Here is a 25,028-nt window from a genome sequence, read left to right as displayed (position 1 = left end):
CATGTCACGTTATCCAGACGATTGCCCCAAATCCCGTGAGTTATTTAATCGCGCAAAACAAGTTATGCCGGGTGGAAATACTCGCACGACTGTTTTCATAGATCCATTTCCTATCTACGCTGAACGCGGCGATGGATGCCGTATGTGGGATGTGGATGGGAATGAATATTATGATTGCATCAACAACTTCACAGCTATGATTCATGGCTATTCTCAGCCAGAAGCCAATGCCAATGTCGCAGAACAGTTGCCTTTAGGAACAGCTTTCGGTGCACCAACACTAAGCGAAATTGAACTGGCTGAGCTTCTGGTTGAACGTCTGCCTTCAGTTGAGCAGATCCGCTTTGCCAATTCCGGCACCGAAGGTGTTATGATGGCAATCAAGGCGGCTCGTGCTTACACAGGGCGTCCAAAAATTGTTAAAATTGAGGGTGCGTATCACGGCTCTTATGACTTTGCTGAAGTCAGTCTCGACAGCGCTCCGTCTAACTGGGGTGACTTGCCGTCGTCCACTGCTTATGCAAAAGGGACACCGCAAGGGGTTCTCGACGATGTAATCGCCGTACCTTTCAATGATGCAGAAGCACTAAGAGCCGTGTTCAAAGCCGATGGTGGGACCATTGCTGCGGTGCTGATTGACCCTATGCCCAATCGGGCGGGCTTGATTCCAGCTCGTTCCGAGTATCTGCAGGCCTTAACCGAAACCGCACGGGCACATGGCGCTCTTGTCATCTTTGATGAGGTGATTTCGTTCCGTCTCGGATATTCTGGTGCGCAGGGACTTTGGGGGGTAACCCCAGACCTGACGGCACTCGGAAAGATTATTGGCGGCGGCTACCCAGTTGGAGCAGTAGGCGGTCGCGCAGATGTTATGGCGGTGTTTGACCCGACGCGTGGTAAGCCAGCACTGCCGCATGGCGGCACATTTACAGCAAACCCGGTTACTATGCGTGCGGGACTTGCAGCCATGCAGAGTCTTAAACCTGAAGTGTTCTCACATCTCGATAAACTTGGAGCGATGCTTCGCGTAGGCATCAACAATGCTCTCCAGAAGTACAGCATTCCGGGCCGTTGCGTAGGTTTGGGATCTCTCTTCAAGATCCACTTCACCGGCAATGACGTTGTAGACTATCGCTCTGTTTACCCTTCTGCAGATCAGCGCAAGAAACTCGAGGCATTGCATAAAGGGCTTTTGCAACGTGGCGTACTGTCAGCAAGCTATGGCTTGTTCGCATTGTCGACGCCTATGACGGAAGCTGACGCGTTTAATATTCTGGCTGCGATAGACGATACTTTGAAGGAAATTGCAGGGCTCAAGTAGGCTCGCATATCCAAAATTCAATCACCCGGTGAGGCTCATGCAGATTGTTCACCGGGTGACGAGGCAGGCATTCGCTAAAACGAGTGTCATTGCGCGGCATGCTGCGTAACCAGTTCATACCCAGACAAGCAGGAAAAGAAATGACACAGTCGCCACATGTGGTTGTAATTGGTGCCGGTACGCTCGGTATGTGCACTGCATATAATCTTGTTAAACTGGGAGCACGCGTGACTGTTCTCGATGCGAATGCTGTTGCATCCGGTTCCAGTGGACGTTCTGTCGGGGTTATTGGAACTCAGTTCACAGATATTTTTGAGATACAGCTGCGTCAGCATTCAATGCGCCAGTTTCGTGAATTCGAAGCCTTTGGTCTCAATATAAATCGCATTGGCTATCTTCGGCTCGCGCGCACATCTGAACAGATGGACCTGTTTGCTCAATCTGTCCTCATGCAGCAGGAAGCTGGATTCCGATCCCGTGTTTATCAGGCAGATCAACTTAGAGAGGTTGTTCCCCATATAAGCACAGAAGGTCTGGCCGGCGGCATTTTTGGGCCGGATGACGGCTTTATCGATCCGCATGAACTTTGCATGTTGCTTGCCGACAAAGTAAAGGAAGCCGGCAGTGTTGTGCGCCAGTTCTGCGAGCTCGAAAAGGCAGATCGGCTATCATCTGGCTATCAATTGCAGACCAGCAATGGTGTGGTTGAGTGCGATATAGTTGTAAATGCTGCCGGAGCTTGGGCGCCGCAGGTCGCCGAAATTTTTGGCCAGACATTGCATGTCAAACCTGAGCGGCATGAGGCGATCACCATTCAGCTTGATGTGCCGCTGTCCTACACTATGCCAATGGTCATGGACCTCGTGAATGGAGAGGGAACGGGGCTGAATTTTCGTCACGAAAAGCCAAGCGAACTTATAGCCGAAGTGCACAAAGTTACATCGCTGGAACCGGAAAATCCTGACCATTATAACGACCAGTGTGAAGAGGCCTCCAAGATTGACCTGGCAGAACTTTTGCTCGAACGCGTACCGGAGCTTCCGGGTGCGCGCCTGGGACGTGGCTGGGCCGGACTTTATCCGATGACGTATGACAAACGGCCGTTCGTTGGACCGCTCGATGCATCAGAACCCACCCTGATCACTGCCGCGGGTGCAGGCGGCTATGGTATCCAGCTGTCACCAGTTATCGGCCAGCTTGCAGCAGATTGGGTTTTGAAAGGCGAGCCGCAGTCTTTTCCAGAGGCGTTGCAGCTCAAGCCATCGGCTGAACGCAACATTTCAGGCTGAATTTGCTGACATATAAGCGGCCAAGTCAAGAGGGGAGCCTTCTCGAAGGCTACAAGCTTAAAACACCGTTGCTCAACCACGGGTACAGAGATGCAAGAAACAGATTTTATAGTCCGTCTCAAGGACATCAACGTTCAATACGGTAAATGCCACGCCGTAAAGAACGTCACGCTTGATATTAAAAAAGGTGAGGTTGTAGCAATTGTCGGGCCAAGTGGCGCCGGGAAAAGTACATTTCTTCGAACGATTAATATGCTGGAGCAGCCTGTTTCAGGCTCGTTGCAGGTTGGATCATTTACATTCAGTCTGGATAAAGCGCTTGAGAATACGCAGCTTCTGCGACTGAGGCGATCGACTGGAATGGTTTTCCAGTCATTTAATCTGTTCCCCCATATGACGGTACGCCGAAACATTTCTCTTCCGCAAATGCGGGTTCTGGGTCGTAGCCACCAGGAGGCGGACAAACGTACGATGCAACTTCTGGAACGAGTTCATCTGGCAGATAAAGCGGATTCCTATCCAGCCCGCCTTTCGGGAGGTCAGCAGCAGCGAATTGCAATCGCCCGTGCCTTAGCGCTCGACCCGGATGTGATGCTATTTGATGAGCCCACCTCTGCACTTGATCCTGAACTTGGTCTGGAAGTCCTCGCCGTGATGCGCGAGCTGGCTCAAGATGGCATGACCATGATCGTTGTCACTCACGAGATTGCCTTTGCTGCCGAGGTAGCCGACCGTCTCATTGTTATGGCGGACGGCCAGATACTAGAGGAAGGCATTCCGGCAGAAGTTATTCGCAATCCCGCATCTGCGCGCACACAGAAGTTTTTCCGCGCTATAGTGGACCGCCACTAATGATGGACCTTTTACTCAATCTTCTCAGAGGCGTGCCTGCAACACTCGCTTTGACGGCAGGGGGATTTGCGATCGGTGCAGTGCTCGGTGTGCCGCTCGTATTAATGCGGAAATCAAAGCGCTTTCTTCCACGGTTCCTCGCGCGGTGTTTCATTGATGTTGCACGTGGTATTCCTCCAGTTGTGTGGCTGTTCATTATCTTCTTTGGGCTTGGAACAGGATTAATCCGGCTTACATCATTACAGGCAGGCATTATCGGACTGGGGCTCGTTTCTGCTGCTTACCTTGCAGAAATATACCGAGGTGGGTTTATGGCGCTTCACCCCGGTCAGTCTGAAGCAGCCACTGCGCTTGGAATGCCGCAAACAGATATTCTGCGATTCATCACAGCCCCTCAGGTATTACGGGTATCCATTCCACCTATGGCGACGTTCTTCGTTGGTTTGCTCAAAGATAGTACTGTCGCGTCGACAATCGGAGTCCGCGATATAATGATGTATACATCGCAGGCAGCACAGGCGCAGTCCGGAGGTTTCGCACCATTTCTGTTGGCTGCTATTCTCTATATCCTGTTGTCAGTACCAGTCGCTCTTTTTTCGCGTGTGATGGATGAAAAATTGCGCGGGAGATTGTCATAATGTCAGAGACACTCACGAACATAATCGACTGGGCTCCACAGCTCTTTACGGGTCTTCTTGTCAGTTTACGCTTAACGGGCCTTGCATTGCTGCTCGGTCTCCCGCTCGGTCTCACTCTTGCTTTGTTGTCCATGACAAAAGCCCCCGCTTTACGGTATTTTGCAGTGACACTTGTTGAGATTGGCCGTGGTGCACCTGCACTTATCGTCTTGCAAATGGTTTATTATGGCCTGCCATCTGTAGGCGTAAATACCTCAGCCTTTATTGCCGCTGCATTAGCATTGGCTTTAACAACTGCTGCCTATACCAGCGAAATTTTGCGAGCCGGACTTAACGCCGTGCCCAATAAAGAGATAGAGGCGGGACAGGCTTTGGGGATGACTCAGAGCGATATCATGCGCTTCGTTGTTGTTCCGCAAGGAGTCTTGTTTGCAGTTCCGGCTTTGATGGGCTTCGCTATCCTTATTTTCCAGGCAAGTGCGTTGGCGTTTACAATCTCTGTGCCCGAATTACTCGCTCGTGCTTACAGAATTGGTGCTGCAACTTATCTTTATCTTGATGTCCTCCTGCTCGCAGGCGCATTTTATCTGGCTGTTACCATTCCATTCGGTTGGCTGGTTGCAGCTACAGAGCGACGCTTGGGTAAGCATTTAGGCTAAGCTGTAGCAGCAGCGAAATAGAGATAAGTGAAATCTAAGGTAATTATAAAATGAAAGTCCTTGTCGCAGTAAAGCGGGTTGTAGATTACAACGTAAAGATCCGTGTTAAGGGTGATGGTTCAGGCGTTGAGCTTGCAAACGTTAAGATGTCGATGAACCCTTTTGACGAGATCGCGGTTGAAGAAGCGATCCGTTTGAAGGAAGCTGGCAAGGTCACGGAAATCGTCGTGGTTTCGGTCGGTCCGGCACAGGCGCAGGAAACACTGCGCACCGCGCTCGCCATGGGTGCGGACCGCGCAATCCTCGTGAAGACTGACGAAACCGTGGAGCCGCTCGGCGTTGCCAAGGTGCTTAAGGGCGTTGTCGAAGCTGAAAAGCCAGACCTCGTGTTCCTAGGCAAGCAGGCAATTGACGACGATGCCAACCAGACTGGCCAGATGCTTTCTGCATTGCTTAACTGGAGCCAGGCAACTTTTGCATCGAAAGTTGAACTGGGCGATGGTTCTGCCAAGGTCACGCGCGAAGTCGATGGTGGTCTTCAGACCATTGATGTGAAGCTGCCTGCGATTGTCACCGTTGATCTGCGTTTGAACCAGCCGCGCTATGCATCGCTTCCAAACATCATGAAGGCGAAGAAGAAGCCGCTTGATGAAAAGTCGCCTGCTGATTTCGGCGCTGACATTGCTCCGCGTCTCAAGGTTTTGAAGACCGAAGAACCGGGCGGCCGCAAGGCTGGCGTGAAGGTTGGTTCGGTTTCCGAGCTGGTTGAGAAGCTTAAGGCCGACGGCGTATTGTAAGAGATCTGAAGGGACAAACTTATGGCTATTCTTCTTATTGCCGAACATGACAATGCAAGCCTTTCCGATCAGACTGCAAAGGCGCTGACTGCTGCTGCCCAGATCGGCGGCGATGTCGATATTCTGGTTGCAGGCAAAGGCGCGAAAGCGGCTGCTGATGCCGCAGCTAAGCTTTCCGGCGTTCGCAAGGTTCTGCTTGCTGAAAGTGATGCACTGGAAAACCGCCTGGCTGAGCCATTGGCGGCAGCCATCGTTGACTTAGCGAGCAATTACGACACGATCATTGCACCAGCAACGACGTCCGCCAAGAACGTGCTGCCACGCGTGGCAGCGCTGCTTGATGTGATGCAGCTGTCGGAAATCATGGAAGTTGTGTCCGCCGACACCTTCAAGCGTCCGATCTATGCGGGCAATGCAATCCAGACCGTTCAGTCGACTGATGCCAAGAAGGTCATCACGGTTCGTACGGCTTCTTTCTCGGCAACGGGTGAAGGCGGTTCGGCTTCAGTTGAAAGCGTGAACGCTGCTGCTGATCCTGCTCTTTCGAGCTTTGTTGAGAATGCGCTGTCGGATTCCGATCGTCCGGAACTGACGTCGGCCAAGATCATCATCTCGGGTGGCCGTGCGCTTGGTTCGTCTGAGAAGTTCGAGGAAGTTATCCTTCCGGTTGCTGACAAGCTCGGTGCCGCAGTTGGTGCCAGCCGTGCAGCAGTCGACGCGGGTTACGCGCCAAATGACTGGCAGGTTGGCCAGACTGGCAAGGTGGTTGCGCCTGATCTTTACATCGCAGTTGGTATTTCCGGTGCAATCCAGCATCTGGCCGGAATGAAAGACAGCCGCGTGATCGTTGCGATCAACAAGGACGAAGAAGCGCCGATCTTCCAGGTGGCTGATTACGGCCTCGTCGGTGATCTCTTTACGGTGTTGCCGGAGCTGCAAAAAGCGCTTTAATGGTCGCAAATAACGAGCTTCCCGAACGCGAGAGCATGGAATTTGATGTTGTGATTGTCGGCGCAGGCCCTGCTGGCCTTGCTGCGGCTATTCGCTTCAAACAAATCAATCCAGAACTTTCGGTCGTTGTTCTTGAAAAGGGCGGGGAAGTCGGCGCGCATATTCTTTCGGGCGCTGTTGTTGATCCAAGTGGTATTGACCAGCTTCTGCCGGGTTGGCGCGAAGAAGAAGGGCATCCCTTCAAAACGCCGGTGACGGCGGATCACTTCCTGCTGCTCGGCCCTGCCGGTTCGGTGCGTTTGCCAAACTTCGCGATGCCACCGCTGATGAACAATCATGGTAATTATATTGTCTCGCTTGGGAATGTCTGCCGCTGGCTTGGCACAAAGGCCGAAGAGCTTGGCGTAGAAATCTATCCGGGCTTTGCTGCGACAGAAGTGCTTTATAATGATGAAGGTGCTGTCATCGGTGTTGCGACTGGCGATATGGGCGTCGAGCGCGATGGCACGCATGGTCCGAACTATACGCGGGGCATGGCACTGCTTGGCAAATATGTTCTGATTGGCGAAGGCGCGCGTGGCTCACTTGCTAAGGAACTGATTGCCAAGTTCAAGCTTGATGAAGGCCGAGAGCCGGCCAAGTTTGGTATTGGTCTCAAGGAACTCTGGCAGGTTGATCCATCCAAGCATAAGCCGGGTCTGGTGCAGCATTCTTTCGGCTGGCCGCTGGATATGAAAACCGGCGGTGGCTCGTTCCTTTATCATCTTGAAGACAATATGGTTGCGGTCGGCTTTGTGCTGCACCTCAACTATAAAAATCCATACCTGTCACCATTTGAGGAATTCCAGCGCTTTAAGACGCATCCGGCTATCCGCGATACATTTGAAGGTGGCAAGCGCTTGTCTTATGGCGCACGTGCAATTACTGAAGGTGGCTTCCAGTCGGTGCCGAAGCTGTCATTCCCGGGTGGGGCGCTGATCGGCTGTTCGGCTGGCTTCGTCAATGTTCCGCGTATTAAAGGCAGCCATAATGCGGTTCTGTCGGGCATTCTTGCTGCCGACAAGATTGCAGACGCATTGGCCGCTGGTCGCGCCAATGATGAACCCATTGAGATCGAAAACAGCTGGCGTAACAGCGCAATCGGCAAGGATCTCAAGAAGGTTCGTAATGTGAAGCCACTCTGGTCGAAGCTCGGGACGGTTGTTGGTGTCGCGCTTGGTGGTCTTGATATGTGGACCAACCAGCTGTTTGGCTTCTCATTCTTTGGTACGTTGAAGCATGGTAAGACCGATGCGCAGAGCCTTGAGCCTGCTGCCAAGCACAAGAAGATCGACTATCCGAAGCCAGATGGCGTTCTGACTTTTGATCGTCTGTCGTCGGTGTTCTTGTCTAACACCAATCACGACGAAAATGAGCCAGTGCATTTGCAGGTCGCCGATATGAAGCTGCAACAGTCATCAGAGCATGATGTTTTTGCAGGTCCATCGACACGCTATTGCCCGGCAGGGGTTTATGAATGGGTGGATGCAGACGGCAATTCTGCGGCTGATCCGCAGGCCAAGGATGTGCGTTTTGTGATCAATGCGCAGAACTGCGTGCATTGCAAAACTTGCGATATCAAAGACCCGAACCAGAATATCAACTGGGTTCCGCCACAAGGCGGCGAAGGACCGGTTTATGTAAACATGTAAGGTCATGATAATTTGATGAGTTGGGCTGAAGTCAGAAATTGGAAGATTCTCGCCTGGTTGGAGGGCACGTCGAAATGACATTGGCTTAGTTTACAAGCGGGTAGTGCCCTACAGGTCTCCTGCTAATGTGCATTTTATTTGAAGGTTCTTTACTGGTAATCAAACTTTTCTATAACATTAATAACCGAACAGCGTTCACAACCCATGAAACGCCATATCGAGTGCGAATATGATCTCGTCATGTGAAGCAGAAAGGTTTGTCAGGCCCAATACTTGAAGATAGGAACAGATAGCAGTCGACCTCGATATTTGGAGAAAAGATCGCGACCTTATCTTTGCCTTAGTCTCATATGAATATCGTAAACGTTTCAATCACTTCGCGGATTGGAACTCTTGCCGTATGTTGGGACTGCCCTCTGGCCGAGCATTCCTGTCAATCTGGCGCGCGGCGCGCAAGCCGGATTCAATTGCGCCTTCAACCCACCCCATCTTCAGTGTGGTGAAATCGCCTGCTAAGTGAATGCGACCTTCAGGCTTGGCACATTCCTCAATCATCCAGCCGCCGCCAATGGGCGGGCCGCCGAATGAGGCTTTAATCCACGGCTGTTCGCTCCATGCAAAGGAATCCATCGACAGGGCCTCGTCGATGAGATCGGGCATGTCTGCTTGGAACTGGTCGAATACCCAGCGTGCGCGCTCTGATTTAGGTTGCTTCAGAGCGGCCTCTGCATTCGGGCCATTAAGATAAAAGAAAACGCTGCCATGGCCGCCAGGCTCATTGCCGGTGATGTCAATGACGCGCTCCCAAGGACGGTCGCCGCCAGCCATGGGCCAGCCATAAACACCCTTTGAGAGCCACGACGGCGTACGTGTTTTGACGATGACCTTTACCGTTTTGTCCCATTCCATCTCCCGAAAGAGCCTTGTCTTACCCGCTGACCAACCCGGCGTCACTTTGACGTCGCCGATCACACTGAACGGGATTGTTGAGATCACCGCATCGCCATGGAAATCTTTGCCGTTATGCGTTGTCACGCGCACACTCGAGCCCTCCTGGTCGATCTCGGCGACGGCTGAACCAAGTTTAATACGTTCGAGGCCAATCGCTTTTGCCATCGCCATTGGCAGGCGGTTATTGCCGCCCTGAATGCGGAAGAGGTTTTTGTCGCCAAAATGGTAGGCGACGCGCGGTATCATGGCGAGTGCGTGCGAGCCGGTTGTAAAAGGCCCGGCATGCGCATTCAGCAGCTTGCAGTAACCATCGGACGCGCCGACGCCACGAATGAGATCGGACAGCGTCATGTTGTCAATTTGTGACATGACGTCCGGATCCGGCCAGCGGGCATCAAGAGCGGTGTCGGTGTCAAAACCGGCGCGTTCGAGATAACGGTTGAGCGTACTTGATACGCTGACATTGCGCTCTTCGGGATCAAGCTTCCAAGGCCAGGCGTCGAGATGCGCGGCGTCGCCGGGCTGACCATCAACGAGATAGCGCGGTAGTCCATCATTGAGCGCGAGAAGCGGCAGGTCAAACTGCCTTATGTAGTTGAGCACATAAGGCATGTTGGAGCGGAAATGACCGCCGCCCGCCTCGGTGAACATGCCATCGCCAAGAGGAAGTGAAAGAAGCCGACCACCGATGCGGTCCTGTGCTTCGATGACCGTAACGTCGTGTCCACGTCGCAGCAGGGACAGCGCGGCAGTCAGCCCAGCCATACCTGCACCCAGCACCAGTATTCTGCGCGCACCCTCATTTGTCAGTGCTCTTAGTGGGCGCGGCAGCGCTAAAGTGGCAAGCGACGTGGCCCCGCCCAGCAGAATGTTGCGCCGAGAGATAACGGTGTTAAAAGTCGATGTCAGATTCATGCGCGCCTCAGTTAGGTACGATGCAACTTACTGGAAATTTATAGTTTGGTGAATAGGAACTGGAGCGTGTCTCGCTTGCTTTATCTCATTCCACAGGGGAGAAAATCATCACGATACACGAATGGCCGGACCAGATATGATCTTGTTGTGCCCCCACACATGTGACGCATTGCCCTCAAAATACATCATCAAGCCATCAAAACTTTGTCGCAGAAGATTTGTTACTTACTTTTCATATCAAGTTAATCTGTTGATTATAAGCTTATCGTAATTGATTATTGACGCGGCCGCAATCGATTTATAAAAGTTCATAAAATAACGATATTCGTCTCGACGCTCGTAAGATGGAAGTAAGCTGCGGTTTAAATTACGTCTGTCGGGTACGCTGCGTCAGATCAGTATAAACTGTATTTAGTGCCATCTACAATCATTGTGCTTACTTTGTTTGGATTAGATAGATGGTCTCCATCAAGCTTGCTGCGCCTTTGCTCCGTTGCTCCCGTGAGAATTTGCTTTCGGGCATCAGCCGGACAGCGCTGGCCATTCCGCTCGCTTTTATGACAGCACAGGCCACCGCCGGTACGGCCTCAACAGCGCTTCCATCCACTGTGGAGAGCGTCTTTTTCCGTGAGTTCTATGGTGCGCAGGGTAGTGACGCGACAGCGCGTACCTTCAGTGCCAACACGCCTGCTACACCGGGTTTGACCGGCGGCATCATTATGCTGATCAACGACTATACGACCCGCGTTGAACACGGTGTTGCGGTCCAGCTCGGCTCCATGGGTGGTGTCGGCGGCGTAGGCGCGTCAGCACCCTTTGCATGGGAACCGGGAGCGCGTGGCGGTGATGGTGGGCCCGTCAGCGTGGTGCAACGTGGCGCTCTGGCCGGCTATGGCGATCAGCCAACCCGCGCTGCGGAGCCGCTTTTCGAACTTCCGCGTGGCAGCAAGTGGTATTCTGATACACGCTCCGGTGCCATGGGTCCCTGGTGGAACGGCGGCGGCGCTATGATGCTTATCTACTCTCAAGGTGGGCGCGGTGGAGGGGCGACCAGTCAGGCCGGTCGAGGCGGTGATGGTGGTCAGGTGGATGTCTGGCTACAGTCCTCCATCAAGACGGAAGGCAGGCAGTATTCAGGCATCTGGGCACGTTCGCTTGGTGGTGACGCAGCGTTTGGCGGCATACGCTATGGCGGTTCGCCCAGCGTCTTAGCGGGTGGCAATGGTGGTGTCACTAGTGTTATTATTGGTAAGTCGGGATCGATCGGCACTAAGGGCGCAAGTGCGCCGGGCATCATCGCCGAGTCGATTGGCGGCGAGGGTAGCAGCGCCACGCTTTATTACGGTGACTACGATGCCACGAATGGCGGGGCTGGTGGCGCTGTCTGGTTCGATAACAGTGGCACCATCAGCACAGTGGGCGATCGTTCGCTTGGTGTGATCTTGCAAAGCGCTGGCGGTAATGGCGGTAGTCAGCGCCGTGACGAGGGCGGCAATGGTGGCAGCGGCGGCGTCGGTGGCTGGGTGCTCGGCATTAACCAGGGCTTGATTTCCACCAATGGCAAATACAGCACTGGCCTGATGGCGCAGTCTATCGGTGGCACCGGCGGTCGCGGCGGTGACGGCTTGTTTCATGGCAATCCGGGCGGTGCGGCTGGTGCTGGCGGCGACGTGACTATCGGCAATTTCGGCAAGATTACCACCAAGGGTGAAGGTGCGACCGGTATCGGCGCGCAAAGCGTCGGCGGCGGCAACGCTATTGCTGCCTTTCAGGCCGGGGCCATCGTGCCCGGCAGCGGCGGCTCGGGCGGCGGCGGCGCTGGTGGTGCAGGCGATGCCTGGTTTTTAGGTCGTGGTGGAGAAGGCGGCAGTGGCGGTGCGGGCGGAAATATTCATGTGACCCAACTCGGGACTATCGAGACTGATGGCCTCAAAGCCTACGGGCTGGTGGCACAGAGCATCGGTGGTGGTGGTGGCATCGGTGGCATGTCCAGCGTCTCCTCGCCCTTTGTCGGCATTGGACTTGGTGGTGATGGTGGCGGTGGCGGTGCGGGTGGCAACGTTCTCGTTGATGGCTTCAGCAATACTTATCGCACGTCATGGGGCAAGGAAGCTGCACTTGGTGACGCATTGCGGCTGGCGGTACCAGCAAGTGGGCCGGGCGTTGCGCCATCCATAACGACAATTGGCGCGGGTTCCACCGGTCTTATTGCGATGAGCGTGGGCGGCGGCGGCGGCTTGGGCGGCAGTGCGACGGCCAAAGCGGCCGGTGTGGTCGCAGCGCTCACGGTTGCCGTGGGCGGTAAGGGCGGCGGTGGCGGCAACGGCGGCAACGTCGAAGTCAACAACGAATCCGCCATCATGACCTTTGGCATCCAGTCTGCGGGCATTATTGCAAACAGCGTCGGCGGCGGCGGCGGCATTGCCGGGGATGCAACAAGCTATGCACTTGCCGTTGCGCCACCCGAATGGCCAGCGTTCAGCCTTTCCTTCGCGGTGGGCGGTGCCGGGGGCACAGGCGGCGCTGGCGGCAGTGTGACCGTGCGCAATTATGGCAACATCATCACAACCGGGTCGAGTTCCGACGGCATTGATGCGCTAAGCGTTGGCGGTGGCGGCGGCAATGGTGGCGTCGCAAAATCAGCAGCCGATGTCGTCGGATTTTTCGAGAACGTCACACTCGTCGCTGCTGTGGGCGGCAAAGGCGGGGGGGGCGGTAATGGCTATACCGACCCCGCCAAGGGCGTGCGGGTTGAGAACTATGCTGCGATCGAAACATCGGGCGCATTCTCGCGCGGCATCTCCGCCATGAGCATCGGTGGCGGTGGCGGTCATGGCGGCTCTGGTGATGCAAAGGCTTCGTCCGGCATCTCGTGGAACGACCATCTCAACAACCTTGTGTCTGCGCTGCCCACAGCCGGCGCGATGACTACAAACTTTGCCATTGGCGGCGCTGGCGGAGAGGGCGGCCATGGCGGTCGGGTCGACGTCGACAATAGCGGCACTATCCTGACGCAGGGCCACAACGCCAAGGGTATCCACGCCCAGAGCGTGGGCGGCGGCGGTGGTGATGCCGGCGGCTACATGGCAACCGGTAAAGGCAAGTTTAACATTACTTTAGAGGCAGGAGGTGATGCCGGTCATATTGATCCGGCGCACCCGTTAAAGAACCGAAGCGGTGGCAATGGCGGTGCCGTTACCGTAACAAACCAGTCTGGCGGGGTCATCCGGACCACCGGAGCAGGCTCCGTTGGCATATTTGCGCAAAGTGTTGGCGGCGGCGGTGGTGAAGGCGGTGGCTTTGCTGGTACCGTGAAGGCGGCACCGACGCTGACAGAAGATACTGGTGCCTTCATCCTTCAGCTCGTTGATGAAGTCGTGAAGGTGAACGATCTTCGGACATATGTGACAAAGATGGCCACGTCGAAGCCCGATCCTGCCGACAAGAAAGCCGATATCGCGAAGGCAAGCGGGGATAAAGTAAGTGAAGAGGACAAGAAGAACGCGCTGGCGGCCATCGCTAATGCCAATGGCAAAAACGACAAGCCGGGCGACGCTAAAGGTCCGGACCGGATCAAACAGGCGAAGTCATTATTCAAGATCGCCAAGTCGTTCTACGCCAATGGCAAGATGCTTTGGAAGGTGGACAAGGACGGAAACTTCATCTTCCCTGATTCCGGCGAGGCGTTTAACGCAGTTTCCTTGATTACAGAAACGATTTTGGTCGAGGCGTATAAGGACAAGATCAAAAAGGCCTATGAGAAGGTTCATGGCGAGGCCGAGAAGCCAACGGAGCTTGACCTCACGGTAGCATTGGGTGGCAAGGGTGGTGCTGGTGGCGCGGGTGATGCAGTTGAGGTAACGAATTCGGGTCTGGTGTTCACCGAGGAAGCTAACAGCATTGGGATTCTCGCTCAATCTGTCGGTGGCGGCGGTGGGCGTGCCGGTGCGAGCCTTGCGACCGGCACCAACAAGCTGAACGCCAATATTTCTGTCGGCGGCAGCGGGGGCGACGGCGGCAAGGGTGGTAATGTGACGGTCGCAAACACCAACGGAATCCAAACCGCTGGTGCTGGTTCGTTTGGCCTGTTCGCGCAGAGTGTCGGCGGCGGTGGCGGCTATGGCGGTGTGGCTGCCAGCGCCAATTCCATTTCGTTGACCGGTGAGCTCAAGGTCGGCGGCAGCGGTGGCAAAAGCTCCAACGGTGGCTCGGTAAAGGTCGATAATTCCGGTACGATCTTGACCTCTGGTAAGGAAGCGCACGCGCTGATTGCCCAGAGTGTTGGCGGCGGCGGTGGCACGGTGTTTGTCAGCCGCGTCGATCCCGACGATCCGGCCGTCGTTTCCGATTCCGCTGATATGAAAGAGGCGATGCAGCTGGCCGAGGAGATGCTGAAAGCTGCCACCACCAGTGTGCTGACCTCCAAGACTACCACCGAGAATGAAAAGAACGACGCTCAGAAACTGGCAGACCTGCTGGCTTATAATTCCAGCGGGGCTAAGGCTGGCGGAACGGGTGACGTATCGTCGACGATTTTGCCCACCCCGTCTATCGGTGCCTCGTTCGGTGGTACTGGCGGTGAGGGCGGCAGCGGCGGCAAGGTTTTCGTGAACCATTCAGGCACCATCGTCACGGAAGGCATCGGCTCCTTTGGCATCTTTGCTCAAAGTGTGGGCGGCGGCGGCGGGTTTGGTGCTGATGCGGGCAATGATGGTCTGCTGGCAATCAAAGCGCGTCTGGGCGGCACGGGCGGCGTCGGCGGAAATGGCGACGAGGTGAAGGTCACTTTTGACAAAAACGCGTCTGTTGCCACCTCAGGCAATGGTGCGACTGCGGTCATGCTGCAATCCATCGGCGGCGGCGGTGGTTATACCGGCGCAGGTAATGTGAACATGAATTTCGCCGATCCCCTCCCGATTGAAAAGACGGAGCAGGTTTGGGTGCCGCCAACGATCATCCCAACTCCCGAGGGCGGTGTTTCGGTACCGGGTTATTGGATAACTCGCACATCGACCCAGGTTCTGGGCAGCAGTGGCAATGGTGGCGCAATCATCGTCGGGATGGCAGACACGAAATCGCATCTTTCCATCACAACCACCGGTAATGCCGCTCACGGTATTTACGCGCAGACTATTGGCGGCGGCGGCGGTGCTGCTTTTCAGACGACGGCCATCCCCGTACAAAAGGATGAGGGGAAACGCCGCGAGGGAATGACCGGCCATGGCGGTTCGGTCTCCATTATTACGCATGGCGACATCGCCGCAACCGGCGAGGGTTCGCATGGTATCTTCATCCAGAACGGTCGACAGACGGCCAGCGGGAGCTTCGAGGATTTCCAGCGTCAGTCTGGTGCCAATATCATCGACCATACCGGTAACCTGACAGGCGGCACAGGTAGCGGTACAGCGATCCGGGTCGAGGGTGGTGGCACGACCACCATCAATCTGCGGGCCGGTGCTTTGGTGAGCGCGGGGTCGGGTAACGCAATCCAGACCTCCGTCGGCAGTGACAGCCTGACGAATGCTGGCGTGCTGATGGGCAATGTTGACCTTGCCAGCAGCGGAACGCTGGAGAAAAACACCTTCAGGAACGAGAGTTCTGCGGCCTATATCAGTGCGCCGGGCAATGGCATCGTAAATCTTGGTCGCGGAGGCTCGTTTGAAAATTTTGGTGTGATTGATGTCGGCGGCTTAGGCAAACTCGGCACGCTGAATATCAATGGCGGTGATGCCTGGCTTGCCGGTGTGGCGCGCGTGGATATCGACAGTTCCGGCCCGGGCGTTCAGAAGAACGACTGGATAGAGGCGAACGGCGTCGCCACGATTGATGGCTTGGCCTTCCAGCCTAACTTCATCGGCGTGCTGCCGACACCTTATACACTCATGTCAGGAGAACTTGTTCAGCACAATCCGGCGCAGTTCAGTTATAGCGCGGCGTCGCCAATCTCCTGGCAGACACGCTCATCAACCAGCAACATCACTGTCACGCCATCGGCTGATTTTGCAGCGGCAGCCTCCGGGATTGAGCTAACACCGACGGAACGCAGCTTCATGAATTCGCTGCAGGACGTTTGGAACGCCGGTACCGGTTCCACTTATGCTTCACGGGTGTTCGGTGGCATGGCTTCCGTATCCTCACTACAGGAATATGAAGCGGCTCTTGCCTCTGGCTCGCCGGAAGGCCAGCAGCAGGCGGCTATCGTCCAGAGTACCACGGGCAGCCGTGCTTCACTGAGGGGCGCCCTTAGCTGCCCGGCCTTCATCGACGATGGCGTTATGATCAATGAGAGCGAATGTGCCTGGGCCAGGATCTCCAGCGCACATTGGAACCAGTCAGAATCGACAAGCACCTTTGGCTATTCACAGAACAGTTTCAGCTATCGTATGGGCGCGCAGTGGGAGTTTAAGCCGAATTGGTTTGTGGGTGCCAGCGGTGCCTATACCTCAAGCAAGGGGCATTCCGATGATGGCTTTACGGAGACGGAGTCTGACAGCGGCGACATCGCAATCTCGCTGAAGCATCAGATGGGTGCCTGGTACTTTGCCGGTGCCGCCCATCTCGGCTACGGCCGCACCACCACTGACCGCATTTTCAGTATGGGTAATGATCTTTGGTTTGCCGAAGTCGACAGCGACGTGTGGACTGCGGCACTACGCGGACGCGTGGCCTATGAATTTGCATTCGATCAATCATATGTTCGGCCTTACCTCGACGTGGATATCATCCATACCTATATGCCGGGCTATGAGCTGAACGGCGATGGAGCTCGTCTGGCGGCGGACGCGTTTAATGACTGGACGTTCGCTCTCTCACCTGCGGTCGAGTTGGGCACGCGCATTGATGTCTCCAAAGGCTGGCTGCGCCCTTATGGAACCGTTGGATTTACCTATCTGCATGATGAACAGATGAGCCAGAATTTCTTGTTTGGCGGTGAGAATGGCGATGGCTTCGCGTTCGTTTCGACATCTGCAGCGCCGGAATTTTTGGTTGATGTCGGCGTAGGCCTTCAGCTTTACGTCGACGAACGCTACGAGTTGCGCGGAGAGTACAATGCACAGATCGGCGACAACTTCCTCGGACAGGAAGGGAGCGTAAGGTTTGCTGTTAAGTTTTAATTTATGCCTTCGGGGCCGCTGTTTATGGGAGCACAGCTGGGTGGTGAGATTGAAAAGGAAATGTTTTGTGACATGATATTCAGCGACATTATGCAGTACAAAGGGCAATCGATGTTGAACTCTCTTAAGAGCGAACCTTAGAGACATATAGGTTCTGGTTAGGATCGCGCCTGGAAATCTTGACTGGCACTCAACGGGCCACAGGTTCATATATCCCCTCCAGGATCTTTTAATAAAGACAGCTATCTCGCTTTTGAAGAGGAATCTAGCCGCCAGGATATTGGCAGTCAGTTAAGCCGGAGATTGGCAGGCTTCCTTATGAGGCTGTGATCTTAATTCACTGTATAGTTGAATGTTGCACAAATTCCCGCACTAGCGATGTCTTTAGGTGGTGTTTTTGATGAGAAAACCGCCATGCTCAAAAGAGCAGTTCCAAAGGAGCTGTCTTCAGCGAACACAATAAACTTTGCATTATCTCCACAAAGTGTATTTCCGTTGAGGAGCCTGCCGGGGTCTTTGGCAATCTTGAAAATTTCAGCAGTTAGTTTTTTATCGTTTGTGTCGCTCCAATTGCGATAGGATGCACCGACTGAAGTAAGCTGAGCCTTTTTACCATTTGCAAAGGTAATGGTCATCTTGCTGCCAGGCGTGGCGAATTCCTGGTTACCAGACAGCTTTATTTTTCCAGTTATAGCTTCTGCGGTTCTGCTGTAAGGGGCAAATGTTCTCGCATCCTGCCAGACATGATGTTCAATCGCGGACTGCGCTATGGCCGAATAATGAAACGAGGTAACAGTTATTACAGAAGTAATAATCAACTTTAAATTTTTCATCTGGCCAACCTCGCGTTAACTGCTGTCTATCATTCTAGCAAATTGGCGCAGAGTTTCCAATATTGCTCGTATATTTGGGGTTCTTAGCCGTGAATTTCAGATTAGATAGATCAAGCTGAACTGCCGGTATGCGTTGCGAGTTAGTGCAGTTCGACGAATTTGAGCTAAGATTATGGAGTTGCCTGTTTGCTTTGTTTGATGCAAATACTTCAATTAAGCTAGCTGGTTTCGTGGGGGTAATATTGAAATTTCTAGTTATTACATGTCTGATTTTGTCCGGCGTAGTCACAGATGCCCATGCAATAGATATCGGAAAGATTAGCGGTTACGAGATCAGTTTGACCGAGCAGGATTATGAAAAGATATTGAAAGTTGACGGACGCGAAATGCACCGCAACGCGATCATTCATTTTTATGAAGTGACGACGGTGGCAGGAGTTCCAATTATCGTTGGCTCCAGTTCTGCGGGTGGTAATGCCTGTGATGGAAGTCCATTTGTGATTAGCTTCCCATTGAACGGAAAGCCAAGGCTGGATGGTCCTATCGATTCATGTGCCAGCGTTTCATATGAGATCGACCAAGGAAAGGTCGTCTTTCTATCTCCCAACATTCCGGGTAAAGGCTAGGACAAGTGGGAATGGACTGCCGATGAGGGGATGAAAAGTTCCGGAACGACTGCTTATAAGGCGACCGATAACAGCGGCTGGAACGCTCTTCGCGAACAATCAATTCAGTACCCTTGGGATGCTTTCAATAACGTCGAAATTAGCGGGCAGATTAAGCAATTGCTCGGATCTGATTTTGACAAATTTCAAGCGATTTTGACGGGTGTAGCAACTGGATCGTACCAGAACGGCGATTTCATCGGGCATGCCTGCACGCCACATAGCTGCACTGTTGAGGAAGCAATTATCTTTCTTTCTTATGCAGACAAAAAGGTCTACGCGGCGTTCAAACATGACGGCCAGAAAATCAAAGTCTTTCCAATAGTTAAGGAGTGGCCAGAGACGGCTAAGTCGGAACTGCGTAGCTGGTCAGATAAATGGAAGTGAACGAGCCGCATTTTGGGCTTTGGAGTTGCCGAACATCCAGATTATGTGTGTGTGGATAAAAAATAAGGTCATATTCTTATTATAGATAAATCACGCGTTATCCGAGTAATTAAACTGAAGCATTTATGTCGCGTGGGTAAAAAAATCATTTTTCGGCGTCGGCCCTTGCCAAAATTATAGTTGTCTGTGCTGCGCTCCTCAGTAATATATGAGCGGGGCTTAAATTATGATTTCTTCATTTAATCAAGACACACGATCTCTGGTCGTGGAAATTCCTGATCTTTTTATACCTTACGCAGCGTCTGCTGCTTTAAGGATACAAGGACTGTATCCCGATCTCAGCATCAGCTTTGACGACGCAAAGATCAAGGTTTTGAGTGTGTCCGCAGAGCAGAGATCAAAAGTTTTGGCAGATGTTTGCCATCACCTTTATCGAGAACGTATATACGGTGAAACGCTCGATTTGCGCCGCTCGTTGCTTTCTGCGGTGATAAAATGACAAGTGTGTGGCCCCTCAAGTTCCGTTCGGTGAACCAGGATTTTATTATCTCTGACGACGCGGGCGGCTTCTTCAAAGGGGATGCTGCATTTATAGACAGATATGCACACGAAACTCTGAACGATCAAGACTTCACGTTCCTTCGAAGAAACGGTCATTCATTTGAGGAAGAAGGTGATCTGTCCTGGACATCGTTTGCCTACCGTTGGTCACGACGTCAGTCTGTGAATGCAAGTGTTGGCTATGTCATTCTCGTTCCGACGCTAAGATGCAATCTAGCTTGCAGCTATTGTCAGGTGTCGCGGGCTCCTGAAACGGCTCGCGGCTTTGACTGGTCCGACGAGACGCTTGCAGCCGCACTCGATTTTCTCGGCAGTCTCGAGACAAAGTCAATTAAGATAGAGTTTCAAGGGGGCGAGCCCTTACTTCGTGTGGACCTTCTTGAAAAGGTGAGGGCATTCTGCCGGCAGAAGTTTGAAGCTTCACAGTTTGTTGTCTGCACCAACTTGCAAAACTTAACTGAACGGGAATGGGCCTTTCTTGCCGATGACGATACGTTCATAAGTACCTCTGTGGATGGGGACTGGAAGACGCATGAACTTCAAAGGACCCAAAACCCTAAAACGACGAAAGCCTTTTTCGACAACTTAGAAAAGGCGGTTCGTCGCTTCCCGGAAGGAAAGGTTTCGGCTTTACCAACGATCGATGTTAACAATCCTCCAGATCTGGGCGCATTAATTGATAACTTCGAAAGCTATGGAATTCGGTCGATCTATCTTCGACCGATAAACTTTCAGGGTTTTGCACGAAAACTCAAACATGGATCAAGTCCGATTGATCGCTGGAACAATATTTATTCGGCCTTCATCGATCAGATCGTAGCGCGGAACTTTGAAACAAAAGCTGTCGTCGAAGAATACTATTTCAGTCAGTCACTAAAGCGTATTCTGCGTATGGGTGCAGATCAGCATGTTGATTTACGGAATCCTAATTTCTTTGCAGCGGACTACCTTGTGATCGATTACGACGGCAACCTTTATCCCACCGATGAAGCGCGCATGCTTTCGCGAGTGGGAAGAGTGGATCTCAGTATCGGGAGTCTTTCATTGGGATTGGATGTTGAGAAAATTGCGCTCTTAAATGGAAGCTCACTGAACAATTTTGATCCGGATTGCATTCACTGCGCTTACCAGCCCTTTTGCGGTTCCGATCTCATTGATGATCTGTCACGCTATGGCCGTATCGATCTTCCTCGACACGAAACCTGGTTTTGCAAGCGCCACACAGCCATTTTCGATAAGGCTTTTGAATACCTTTACAGCGATGATGAGGCGATTCAGTTTTCAGTCGGCCAGTGGCTTGGTATCCCGGCATGGACCCCTGACATGGTGCAGGTGCACTCATGATTTCACTTCGATTAAAGGTGTCCTCAGATGAAAGCGAACCCTTCATTGTGAGAGTTTGGACGGAGCGTCCACAATCAGAACGCCGCGTCGAGGAAGCGTTTGAAGCATCGCTAATTTCAGTGTCCGAAGATGGTTTAGTTTTTGAAAGGCAAGAGCGCCGGATCACCATACACGGTGTGTTGCCTCACGACATTAACGGGGATGTTCTGTTTGTTAATCCAAAAAAGGGAACCGCAGAACGGCTCATCAGGCGCGGGTCTCCTCACAACACTTTTCTGATCACGGAGCGTTGTGACCAACTTTGTGTGATGTGCTCTCAGCCACCAAAGGAAAATCATGTCGATATGTTTCCTTATTTTGAAGCGGCTGCACTCTTAGCGCCTCAAAATGCAACGATCGGGCTCTCTGGTGGCGAACCAACTCTTTATAAGGAACAATTGCTTGGGCTTTTGAGCCGTGTAATGAAAGAGCGGACAGATCTTCAATTTCATGTGCTGACGAATGGTCAACATTTTGCACATGAGGATCTGCCAGGCTTACGATTGCTTGCCCTCGACCGCATCACTTGGGGCGTGCCTCTATACTCTGCCGATGAGAACATTCACGATAAGATTGTTGGCAAAGTCGGGGCATACAACGCGTTGCTGCCAAACCTCGGCCTTATGGCTCGCGCCGGCTTTAGAATAGAATTGCGAACCGTGTTGATGCAGCCTAATGTCGAAGGTTTAGCTGAGCTCGCCCGGTTCATCACAGTTATGCTGCCATTCATTGAAACATGGGCCATCATGCAGATGGAAAATATCGGATACGGTCGCATGAACTGGAACTCTCTGTTCTTTGACAGTTCCCGGCACTTTGAAAATGTTGCCTTGGCCCTGAATACAGTTCATAGCCGCGGCCTTGATGCGAAACTTTATAATTTTCCACTTTGTACAGTGCCCGAAGCTTACCGCAATTCGGCTCCGGCAACGATATCCGACTGGAAAAACTCTTATCTTGATGAATGTGTTGGATGCTCTCTCCAGGACGCCTGTGGTGGTTTCTTTGAATGGCATCCTAAAAACCATGGCTACGGGGCATTGGGGCTATAATGAAAAAGAAAGTATTCGCTATTCCATCTCTGATTGCCGCTGGGTTTTTACCAGCTGAAGCGTCGGCAATGCCTGTTCGTCCTACTATTGAGGATATGCCACCGACCAAGTCGCTCTTTGATGTTTTCCGAATGGATCATGAGTTCACTCTTGCGGGCCATCGAAGTCATAGTTCGCACCGATCACATAGCAGTCACAGGTCATCAAGTGGGGGGTATTCATACCGTGCCCCAACCTATAGCCGGCCTTCTCCCAGTTATGCGGCACCGCTATATAATCCACCTGTAAGAACGGCGCCGTCTCCGGTTTATCCGACAGCACCATCAGGAAATGAGACGACAGCACCAGCACCTTTGAAGGTTTTGCCTGGAAACACGGATAAGTTTCGAGAAATTGTTAAGCAGGTTCAGCTGGCTATGTTGGCTTACGGTTACTATTCAGGTCAGATTGATGGCGTACTCGGTTCGACATCCAAGGCAGGATTGCAGCGTCTTCAAGCCGATTATGGATTGAAGGTTACTGGGACGGTTACGCCTGAAACCCTTGATGCATTAAAGATTTCAGCACGTTAGCATTCGAGCCTTGATGTTCCCTGGGCTGCTCGTCCAAGCCCGAGGCGCAACACAGTTATTTGCTGACTCAGATGCCTAAAAGTAAGTCTTCAGGAAGATACGGGAGTATGTGATTTGCGTTTCAAAATAACTGCTGTCGTGTTCATCTGTGTGTATATGGTAAACCTCACACACGCTGTCGCTACTCAGTTCCGCACGCCGAAAGAAGTTCAAAGTGAACTTACTTCCAGAGGGTTCGATCCGGGTTCTGCGGATGGTGTTTGGGGTCGCAAATCCATCTTGGCGCTGAAGAAGTATCAGCGCGAGAATGGGCTCGAAGAGAAGGGTACGATTGACAAAGCAACGCTGGAAAAGCTCTTTCCGATTGTTAACCCAGGTTCAGTCGTTTCACAAAGTTCCAGCGCTTCGGCTATCTTACCTCAAACAGACGATAGAAATTCCGCAGGAACCGAAGCCGGTGTTGGCACGACTGACGGGAATGCGGATTCCTCAAGCTTTAAGGTTCTGTTATTTGGTGCTTTCTTAATCGTCATCATGTTCTGGAGACGTGGCAAAAGAAAGAAGTCACGTAGAGGTGAGGATTATCCGCTCGCCGCGAAAGTTGAACCAACTCTAAACAGAAATAAGGTTCGATCACGACGTGAGGTTCCCAGAGTTGACGTACAAGCCAAGTCTCCTACCCGGAAAAGGTAGATCTTTTAAGATTGAGATAGAGCGTGGTGCTACATGGTCTCATTAAGTGGCTTGAAACGGAAACTGAATTTCACATTCGGCCTGCTATAGCTGAAGCTTTCTCTGGTGCGCTTACTTCTAATATGCTGTCGAAAGGAGTGCCTCCAGCTCAGCTATTCTGGCACATTCGATAAAATCATCGGGCAGTTTTGCATCATCGTTGTTAATTTGCGCTAAGGATTGAACCACCTTTGTGTTCCTCGGTGACCCAGTCCATCGTGAGGAATTTGCTGCCATTTCAATATCATAAACGTATTTCTGTGGATCACAGTAAGACGCAAAAATCGTTTAAATGACGGCCGAACTCGAAAGCTAGAACGTTGCCAGCACCTTTAGACTACGAATGTGGGAACGATACGACTACACGCGTGTTCTCTCTACACGCTATATCGAGAAGGGAAAAATGGGTTATTCCTATCAAGCACAATTGCAGGCTGCATCGCGCCATCGTCATAAGGCGAACTGCGGCTAATGCAAATCCAGCCGGATTTTCCGAAACACACGACTCGAGAGGTTTGAAATTATGACCGTCGTCCTTGCTACCGTTTGCCAAGATGGAGTCGTGCTTGGCTCTGACTCTCAGATTACGGACAAGGGGAGAGGCATGACATACCCGGCCGAGAAGCTGCACCCTTTGGGCGAGCTAGCGGCTTGGGGCGGAAGTGGCGCGCGATCAGTGCTGGTCGACGTCGAACGGTGCTTCAATGAAAACAGTGCGGCTATTCTGGAGGCCCCGGATATCGGCCGCGCGTTGCAAGAGCAGGTGCTCCCGATCCTGCACCATCACTACGACACGTTCATCTCGGACGTTCCGGGCGAAGAAGGTGGCGGCTCCCCATCGGCCTACGTGATGGCTGCCGGGTGGCGCAAAGGTGAGCCGTGGATTGTTGAGATAACGCCTTCTGGCATGATCGGGCACTACGCTGATATCGGATTCCACGCGATCGGCAGCGGTGCGGCCATGGCACAGCAAGCCGGCTCGCTTCTGTCTCACTTCAATTTGACCGATCGATCGATACGCTTCGGTTGCGCGGCCGTCCTGCGTGTTTTGGAAGCGCTCGACCTTTCTTCCCCCACCGTCGGTAAGCCATTCAGTTTATGTCGTATAGACCAGGACGGTGCGCACCACCTCAGTGACAAAGAGATTGAGCAGGTGACCAAGGACGTGCGTCGATGGAAGGAAGCTGAACAAGCCGTAATAGCCAAAATGTTCGAGTGACCAGCCTTGAAGCAAATCGAACGAGCGAGATGAGGCCGCTCAACATTCGCCTACATCCTTGATTTGTTGACAGGCCGGATCCGCACGCTGAAATATGGTCTGCATGTAACCGGTGTTCTGACCCTACATTTTGTTTGATTTTGTGTTCTGTCATTGAGAGTTAACGAATGGATAGAACGGTGTTTCTCTCGATGGATCAGAGTAAGCGCGATAGCCATCGCCATTGGCCAGCTGATTTAAAAACCCGGATTTGCCCCGCATACCAACTATCGCCGCTGGCGCGTCTTCATGAGCGGCTTGCTCATTCACCGGTTGGCACAGGACTGATCGAGCGTGCGCATTTTGCCGATGCCTGCCCGTCGCTGTCGATCGACGGCGAGTTGCATCGCGTGAACCTGGATTGTCGTTAAGCCCAAACGGTTAGTGCAGTATGCGGGATCAGCGG

Annotated in this window: 20 protein-coding genes; 18 read left to right on the top strand and 2 right to left on the bottom strand. The window is 52.9% G+C overall.

Going from position 1 to position 25,028, the window contains the following annotated elements:
- Position 1: 1 nt before the first annotated feature.
- The 8 genes from U2P60_RS19775 (at position 2) to U2P60_RS19740 (ending at position 8,198) form a co-directional block, all read left to right on the top strand.
- Positions 2-1,321 (top strand): aspartate aminotransferase family protein, encoded by a 1,320-nt coding sequence (locus U2P60_RS19775; RefSeq protein ID WP_413574085.1) that lies wholly within the window; start codon positions 2-4, stop codon positions 1,319-1,321.
- Positions 1,322-1,461: 140 nt separating this feature from the next.
- A complete protein-coding gene (locus U2P60_RS19770) occupies positions 1,462-2,610 on the top strand; it encodes an NAD(P)/FAD-dependent oxidoreductase (protein WP_413574084.1) in 1,149 nt (382 codons plus the stop codon).
- Between the two features lie 90 nt (positions 2,611-2,700).
- On the top strand, positions 2,701-3,462 hold the full coding sequence (locus tag U2P60_RS19765) for an amino acid ABC transporter ATP-binding protein (RefSeq protein ID WP_413574083.1): 762 nt from the start codon (positions 2,701-2,703) through the stop codon (positions 3,460-3,462).
- A complete protein-coding gene (locus U2P60_RS19760) occupies positions 3,462-4,100 on the top strand; it encodes an amino acid ABC transporter permease (RefSeq protein ID WP_413574081.1) in 639 nt (212 codons plus the stop codon). Before U2P60_RS19765 ends, U2P60_RS19760 begins: the two co-directional genes overlap by 1 nt.
- A complete protein-coding gene (locus U2P60_RS19755) occupies positions 4,100-4,759 on the top strand; it encodes an amino acid ABC transporter permease (RefSeq protein ID WP_413574078.1) in 660 nt (219 codons plus the stop codon). Before U2P60_RS19760 ends, U2P60_RS19755 begins: the two co-directional genes overlap by 1 nt.
- Positions 4,760-4,809: 50 nt before the next feature.
- Positions 4,810-5,556, top strand: a complete 747-nt coding sequence (locus tag U2P60_RS19750; RefSeq protein ID WP_413574076.1) for an electron transfer flavoprotein subunit beta/FixA family protein — start codon at positions 4,810-4,812, stop codon at positions 5,554-5,556.
- 21 nt (positions 5,557-5,577) lie between these two features.
- A complete protein-coding gene (locus tag U2P60_RS19745; RefSeq protein ID WP_413574074.1) occupies positions 5,578-6,507 on the top strand; it encodes an electron transfer flavoprotein subunit alpha/FixB family protein in 930 nt (309 codons plus the stop codon).
- Entirely contained in the window at positions 6,507-8,198 is a 1,692-nt protein-coding gene (locus tag U2P60_RS19740; protein ID WP_413574072.1) for an electron transfer flavoprotein-ubiquinone oxidoreductase, read from the top strand. Before U2P60_RS19745 ends, U2P60_RS19740 begins: the two co-directional genes overlap by 1 nt.
- Positions 8,199-8,570: 372 nt before the next feature.
- On the opposite strand, the gene U2P60_RS19735 is transcribed toward U2P60_RS19740, so the two are convergent.
- Positions 8,571-10,064: a flavin monoamine oxidase family protein gene (locus U2P60_RS19735; protein ID WP_413574071.1), complete on the bottom strand. Its 1,494-nt coding sequence runs from the start codon at positions 10,062-10,064 to the stop codon at positions 8,571-8,573.
- A 458-nt stretch (positions 10,065-10,522) separates the two neighbouring features.
- On the opposite strand from U2P60_RS19735, the gene U2P60_RS19730 reads away from it, so the two are divergent.
- A complete protein-coding gene (locus tag U2P60_RS19730; protein WP_413574069.1) occupies positions 10,523-17,179 on the top strand; it encodes a hypothetical protein in 6,657 nt (2,218 codons plus the stop codon).
- Positions 17,180-17,511: 332 nt separating this feature from the next.
- Here the strand turns inward: U2P60_RS19730 and U2P60_RS19725 are convergent, their stop codons facing one another.
- Positions 17,512-18,012 carry a hypothetical protein gene (locus U2P60_RS19725; RefSeq protein WP_413574068.1) on the bottom strand — a complete coding sequence of 167 codons (501 nt, stop codon included), beginning with the start codon at positions 18,010-18,012 and terminating at the stop codon, positions 17,512-17,514.
- Between the two features lie 143 nt (positions 18,013-18,155).
- Here U2P60_RS19725 and U2P60_RS19720 point away from each other — a divergent pair, with 143 nt between their 5' ends.
- From U2P60_RS19720 to U2P60_RS19680, 9 genes are all read left to right on the top strand, one after another.
- A complete protein-coding gene (locus tag U2P60_RS19720; protein ID WP_413574067.1) occupies positions 18,156-18,638 on the top strand; it encodes a hypothetical protein in 483 nt (160 codons plus the stop codon).
- Between the two features lie 30 nt (positions 18,639-18,668).
- Complete coding sequence (locus U2P60_RS19715; RefSeq protein ID WP_413574066.1) at positions 18,669-19,064, top strand: hypothetical protein; 396 nt, start codon at positions 18,669-18,671, stop codon at positions 19,062-19,064.
- A gap of 226 nt (positions 19,065-19,290) precedes the next feature.
- Positions 19,291-19,563 (top strand): hypothetical protein, encoded by a 273-nt coding sequence (locus tag U2P60_RS19710; RefSeq protein ID WP_413574065.1) that lies wholly within the window; start codon positions 19,291-19,293, stop codon positions 19,561-19,563.
- Entirely contained in the window at positions 19,560-20,969 is a 1,410-nt protein-coding gene (hxsB, locus tag U2P60_RS19705) for a His-Xaa-Ser system radical SAM maturase HxsB (protein WP_413574064.1), read from the top strand. Before U2P60_RS19710 ends, hxsB begins: the two co-directional genes overlap by 4 nt.
- The gene (gene hxsC, locus U2P60_RS19700; protein WP_413574063.1) at positions 20,966-22,060 is read left to right on the top strand and encodes a His-Xaa-Ser system radical SAM maturase HxsC; all 1,095 of its coding nucleotides are present in this window, start codon (positions 20,966-20,968) and stop codon (positions 22,058-22,060) included. The genes hxsB and hxsC overlap by 4 nt, the downstream gene beginning before the upstream one ends.
- On the top strand, positions 22,060-22,632 hold the full coding sequence (gene hxsA, locus U2P60_RS19695; protein ID WP_413574061.1) for a His-Xaa-Ser repeat protein HxsA: 573 nt from the start codon (positions 22,060-22,062) through the stop codon (positions 22,630-22,632). Before hxsC ends, hxsA begins: the two co-directional genes overlap by 1 nt.
- Before the next feature lie 114 nt (positions 22,633-22,746).
- Complete coding sequence (locus U2P60_RS19690; protein ID WP_413574060.1) at positions 22,747-23,325, top strand: peptidoglycan-binding domain-containing protein; 579 nt, start codon at positions 22,747-22,749, stop codon at positions 23,323-23,325.
- A gap of 643 nt (positions 23,326-23,968) precedes the next feature.
- Complete coding sequence (locus tag U2P60_RS19685) at positions 23,969-24,583, top strand: proteasome protein (RefSeq protein ID WP_413574059.1); 615 nt, start codon at positions 23,969-23,971, stop codon at positions 24,581-24,583.
- A gap of 191 nt (positions 24,584-24,774) precedes the next feature.
- The gene (locus U2P60_RS19680) at positions 24,775-24,993 is read left to right on the top strand and encodes a hypothetical protein (protein WP_413574057.1); all 219 of its coding nucleotides are present in this window, start codon (positions 24,775-24,777) and stop codon (positions 24,991-24,993) included.
- The last annotated feature ends 35 nt before the right edge of the window (positions 24,994-25,028 follow it).

It is taken from the genome of Brucella sp. H1_1004 (assembly GCF_047308065.1).
GTDB lineage: Bacteria > Pseudomonadota > Alphaproteobacteria > Rhizobiales > Rhizobiaceae > Brucella > Brucella pseudogrignonensis_B.
The sequence above is the reverse complement of the archived record's forward strand: the minus strand, read 5'-3'. Positions and strand labels throughout refer to the sequence as shown.

Bases quoted from the DNA above. Each gene is read 5' to 3' on its own strand.
- U2P60_RS19755 (WP_413574078.1), top strand. From the start codon at position 4,100: ATGTCAGAGACACTCACGAACATAATCGACTGGGCTCCACAGCTCTTT.
- U2P60_RS19750 (WP_413574076.1), top strand. From the start codon at position 4,810: ATGAAAGTCCTTGTCGCAGTAAAGCGGGTTGTAGATTACAACGTAAAG.
- U2P60_RS19735 (WP_413574071.1), bottom strand. From the start codon at position 10,064: ATGAATCTGACATCGACTTTTAACACCGTTATCTCTCGGCGCAACATT.
- U2P60_RS19725 (WP_413574068.1), bottom strand. From the start codon at position 18,012: ATGAAAAATTTAAAGTTGATTATTACTTCTGTAATAACTGTTACCTCG.
- U2P60_RS19745 (WP_413574074.1), top strand. From the start codon at position 5,578: ATGGCTATTCTTCTTATTGCCGAACATGACAATGCAAGCCTTTCCGAT.
- U2P60_RS19770 (WP_413574084.1), top strand. From the start codon at position 1,462: ATGACACAGTCGCCACATGTGGTTGTAATTGGTGCCGGTACGCTCGGT.
- hxsA (WP_413574061.1), top strand. From the start codon at position 22,060: ATGAAAAAGAAAGTATTCGCTATTCCATCTCTGATTGCCGCTGGGTTT.
- hxsB (WP_413574064.1), top strand. From the start codon at position 19,560: ATGACAAGTGTGTGGCCCCTCAAGTTCCGTTCGGTGAACCAGGATTTT.
- U2P60_RS19775 (WP_413574085.1), top strand. From the start codon at position 2: ATGTCACGTTATCCAGACGATTGCCCCAAATCCCGTGAGTTATTTAAT.
- U2P60_RS19730 (WP_413574069.1), top strand. From the start codon at position 10,523: ATGGTCTCCATCAAGCTTGCTGCGCCTTTGCTCCGTTGCTCCCGTGAG.
- U2P60_RS19765 (WP_413574083.1), top strand. From the start codon at position 2,701: ATGCAAGAAACAGATTTTATAGTCCGTCTCAAGGACATCAACGTTCAA.
- hxsC (WP_413574063.1), top strand. From the start codon at position 20,966: ATGATTTCACTTCGATTAAAGGTGTCCTCAGATGAAAGCGAACCCTTC.
- U2P60_RS19680 (WP_413574057.1), top strand. From the start codon at position 24,775: ATGGATCAGAGTAAGCGCGATAGCCATCGCCATTGGCCAGCTGATTTA.
- U2P60_RS19740 (WP_413574072.1), top strand. From the start codon at position 6,507: ATGGTCGCAAATAACGAGCTTCCCGAACGCGAGAGCATGGAATTTGAT.
- U2P60_RS19760 (WP_413574081.1), top strand. From the start codon at position 3,462: ATGATGGACCTTTTACTCAATCTTCTCAGAGGCGTGCCTGCAACACTC.
- U2P60_RS19685 (WP_413574059.1), top strand. From the start codon at position 23,969: ATGACATACCCGGCCGAGAAGCTGCACCCTTTGGGCGAGCTAGCGGCT.
- U2P60_RS19715 (WP_413574066.1), top strand. From the start codon at position 18,669: ATGAAAAGTTCCGGAACGACTGCTTATAAGGCGACCGATAACAGCGGC.
- U2P60_RS19710 (WP_413574065.1), top strand. From the start codon at position 19,291: ATGATTTCTTCATTTAATCAAGACACACGATCTCTGGTCGTGGAAATT.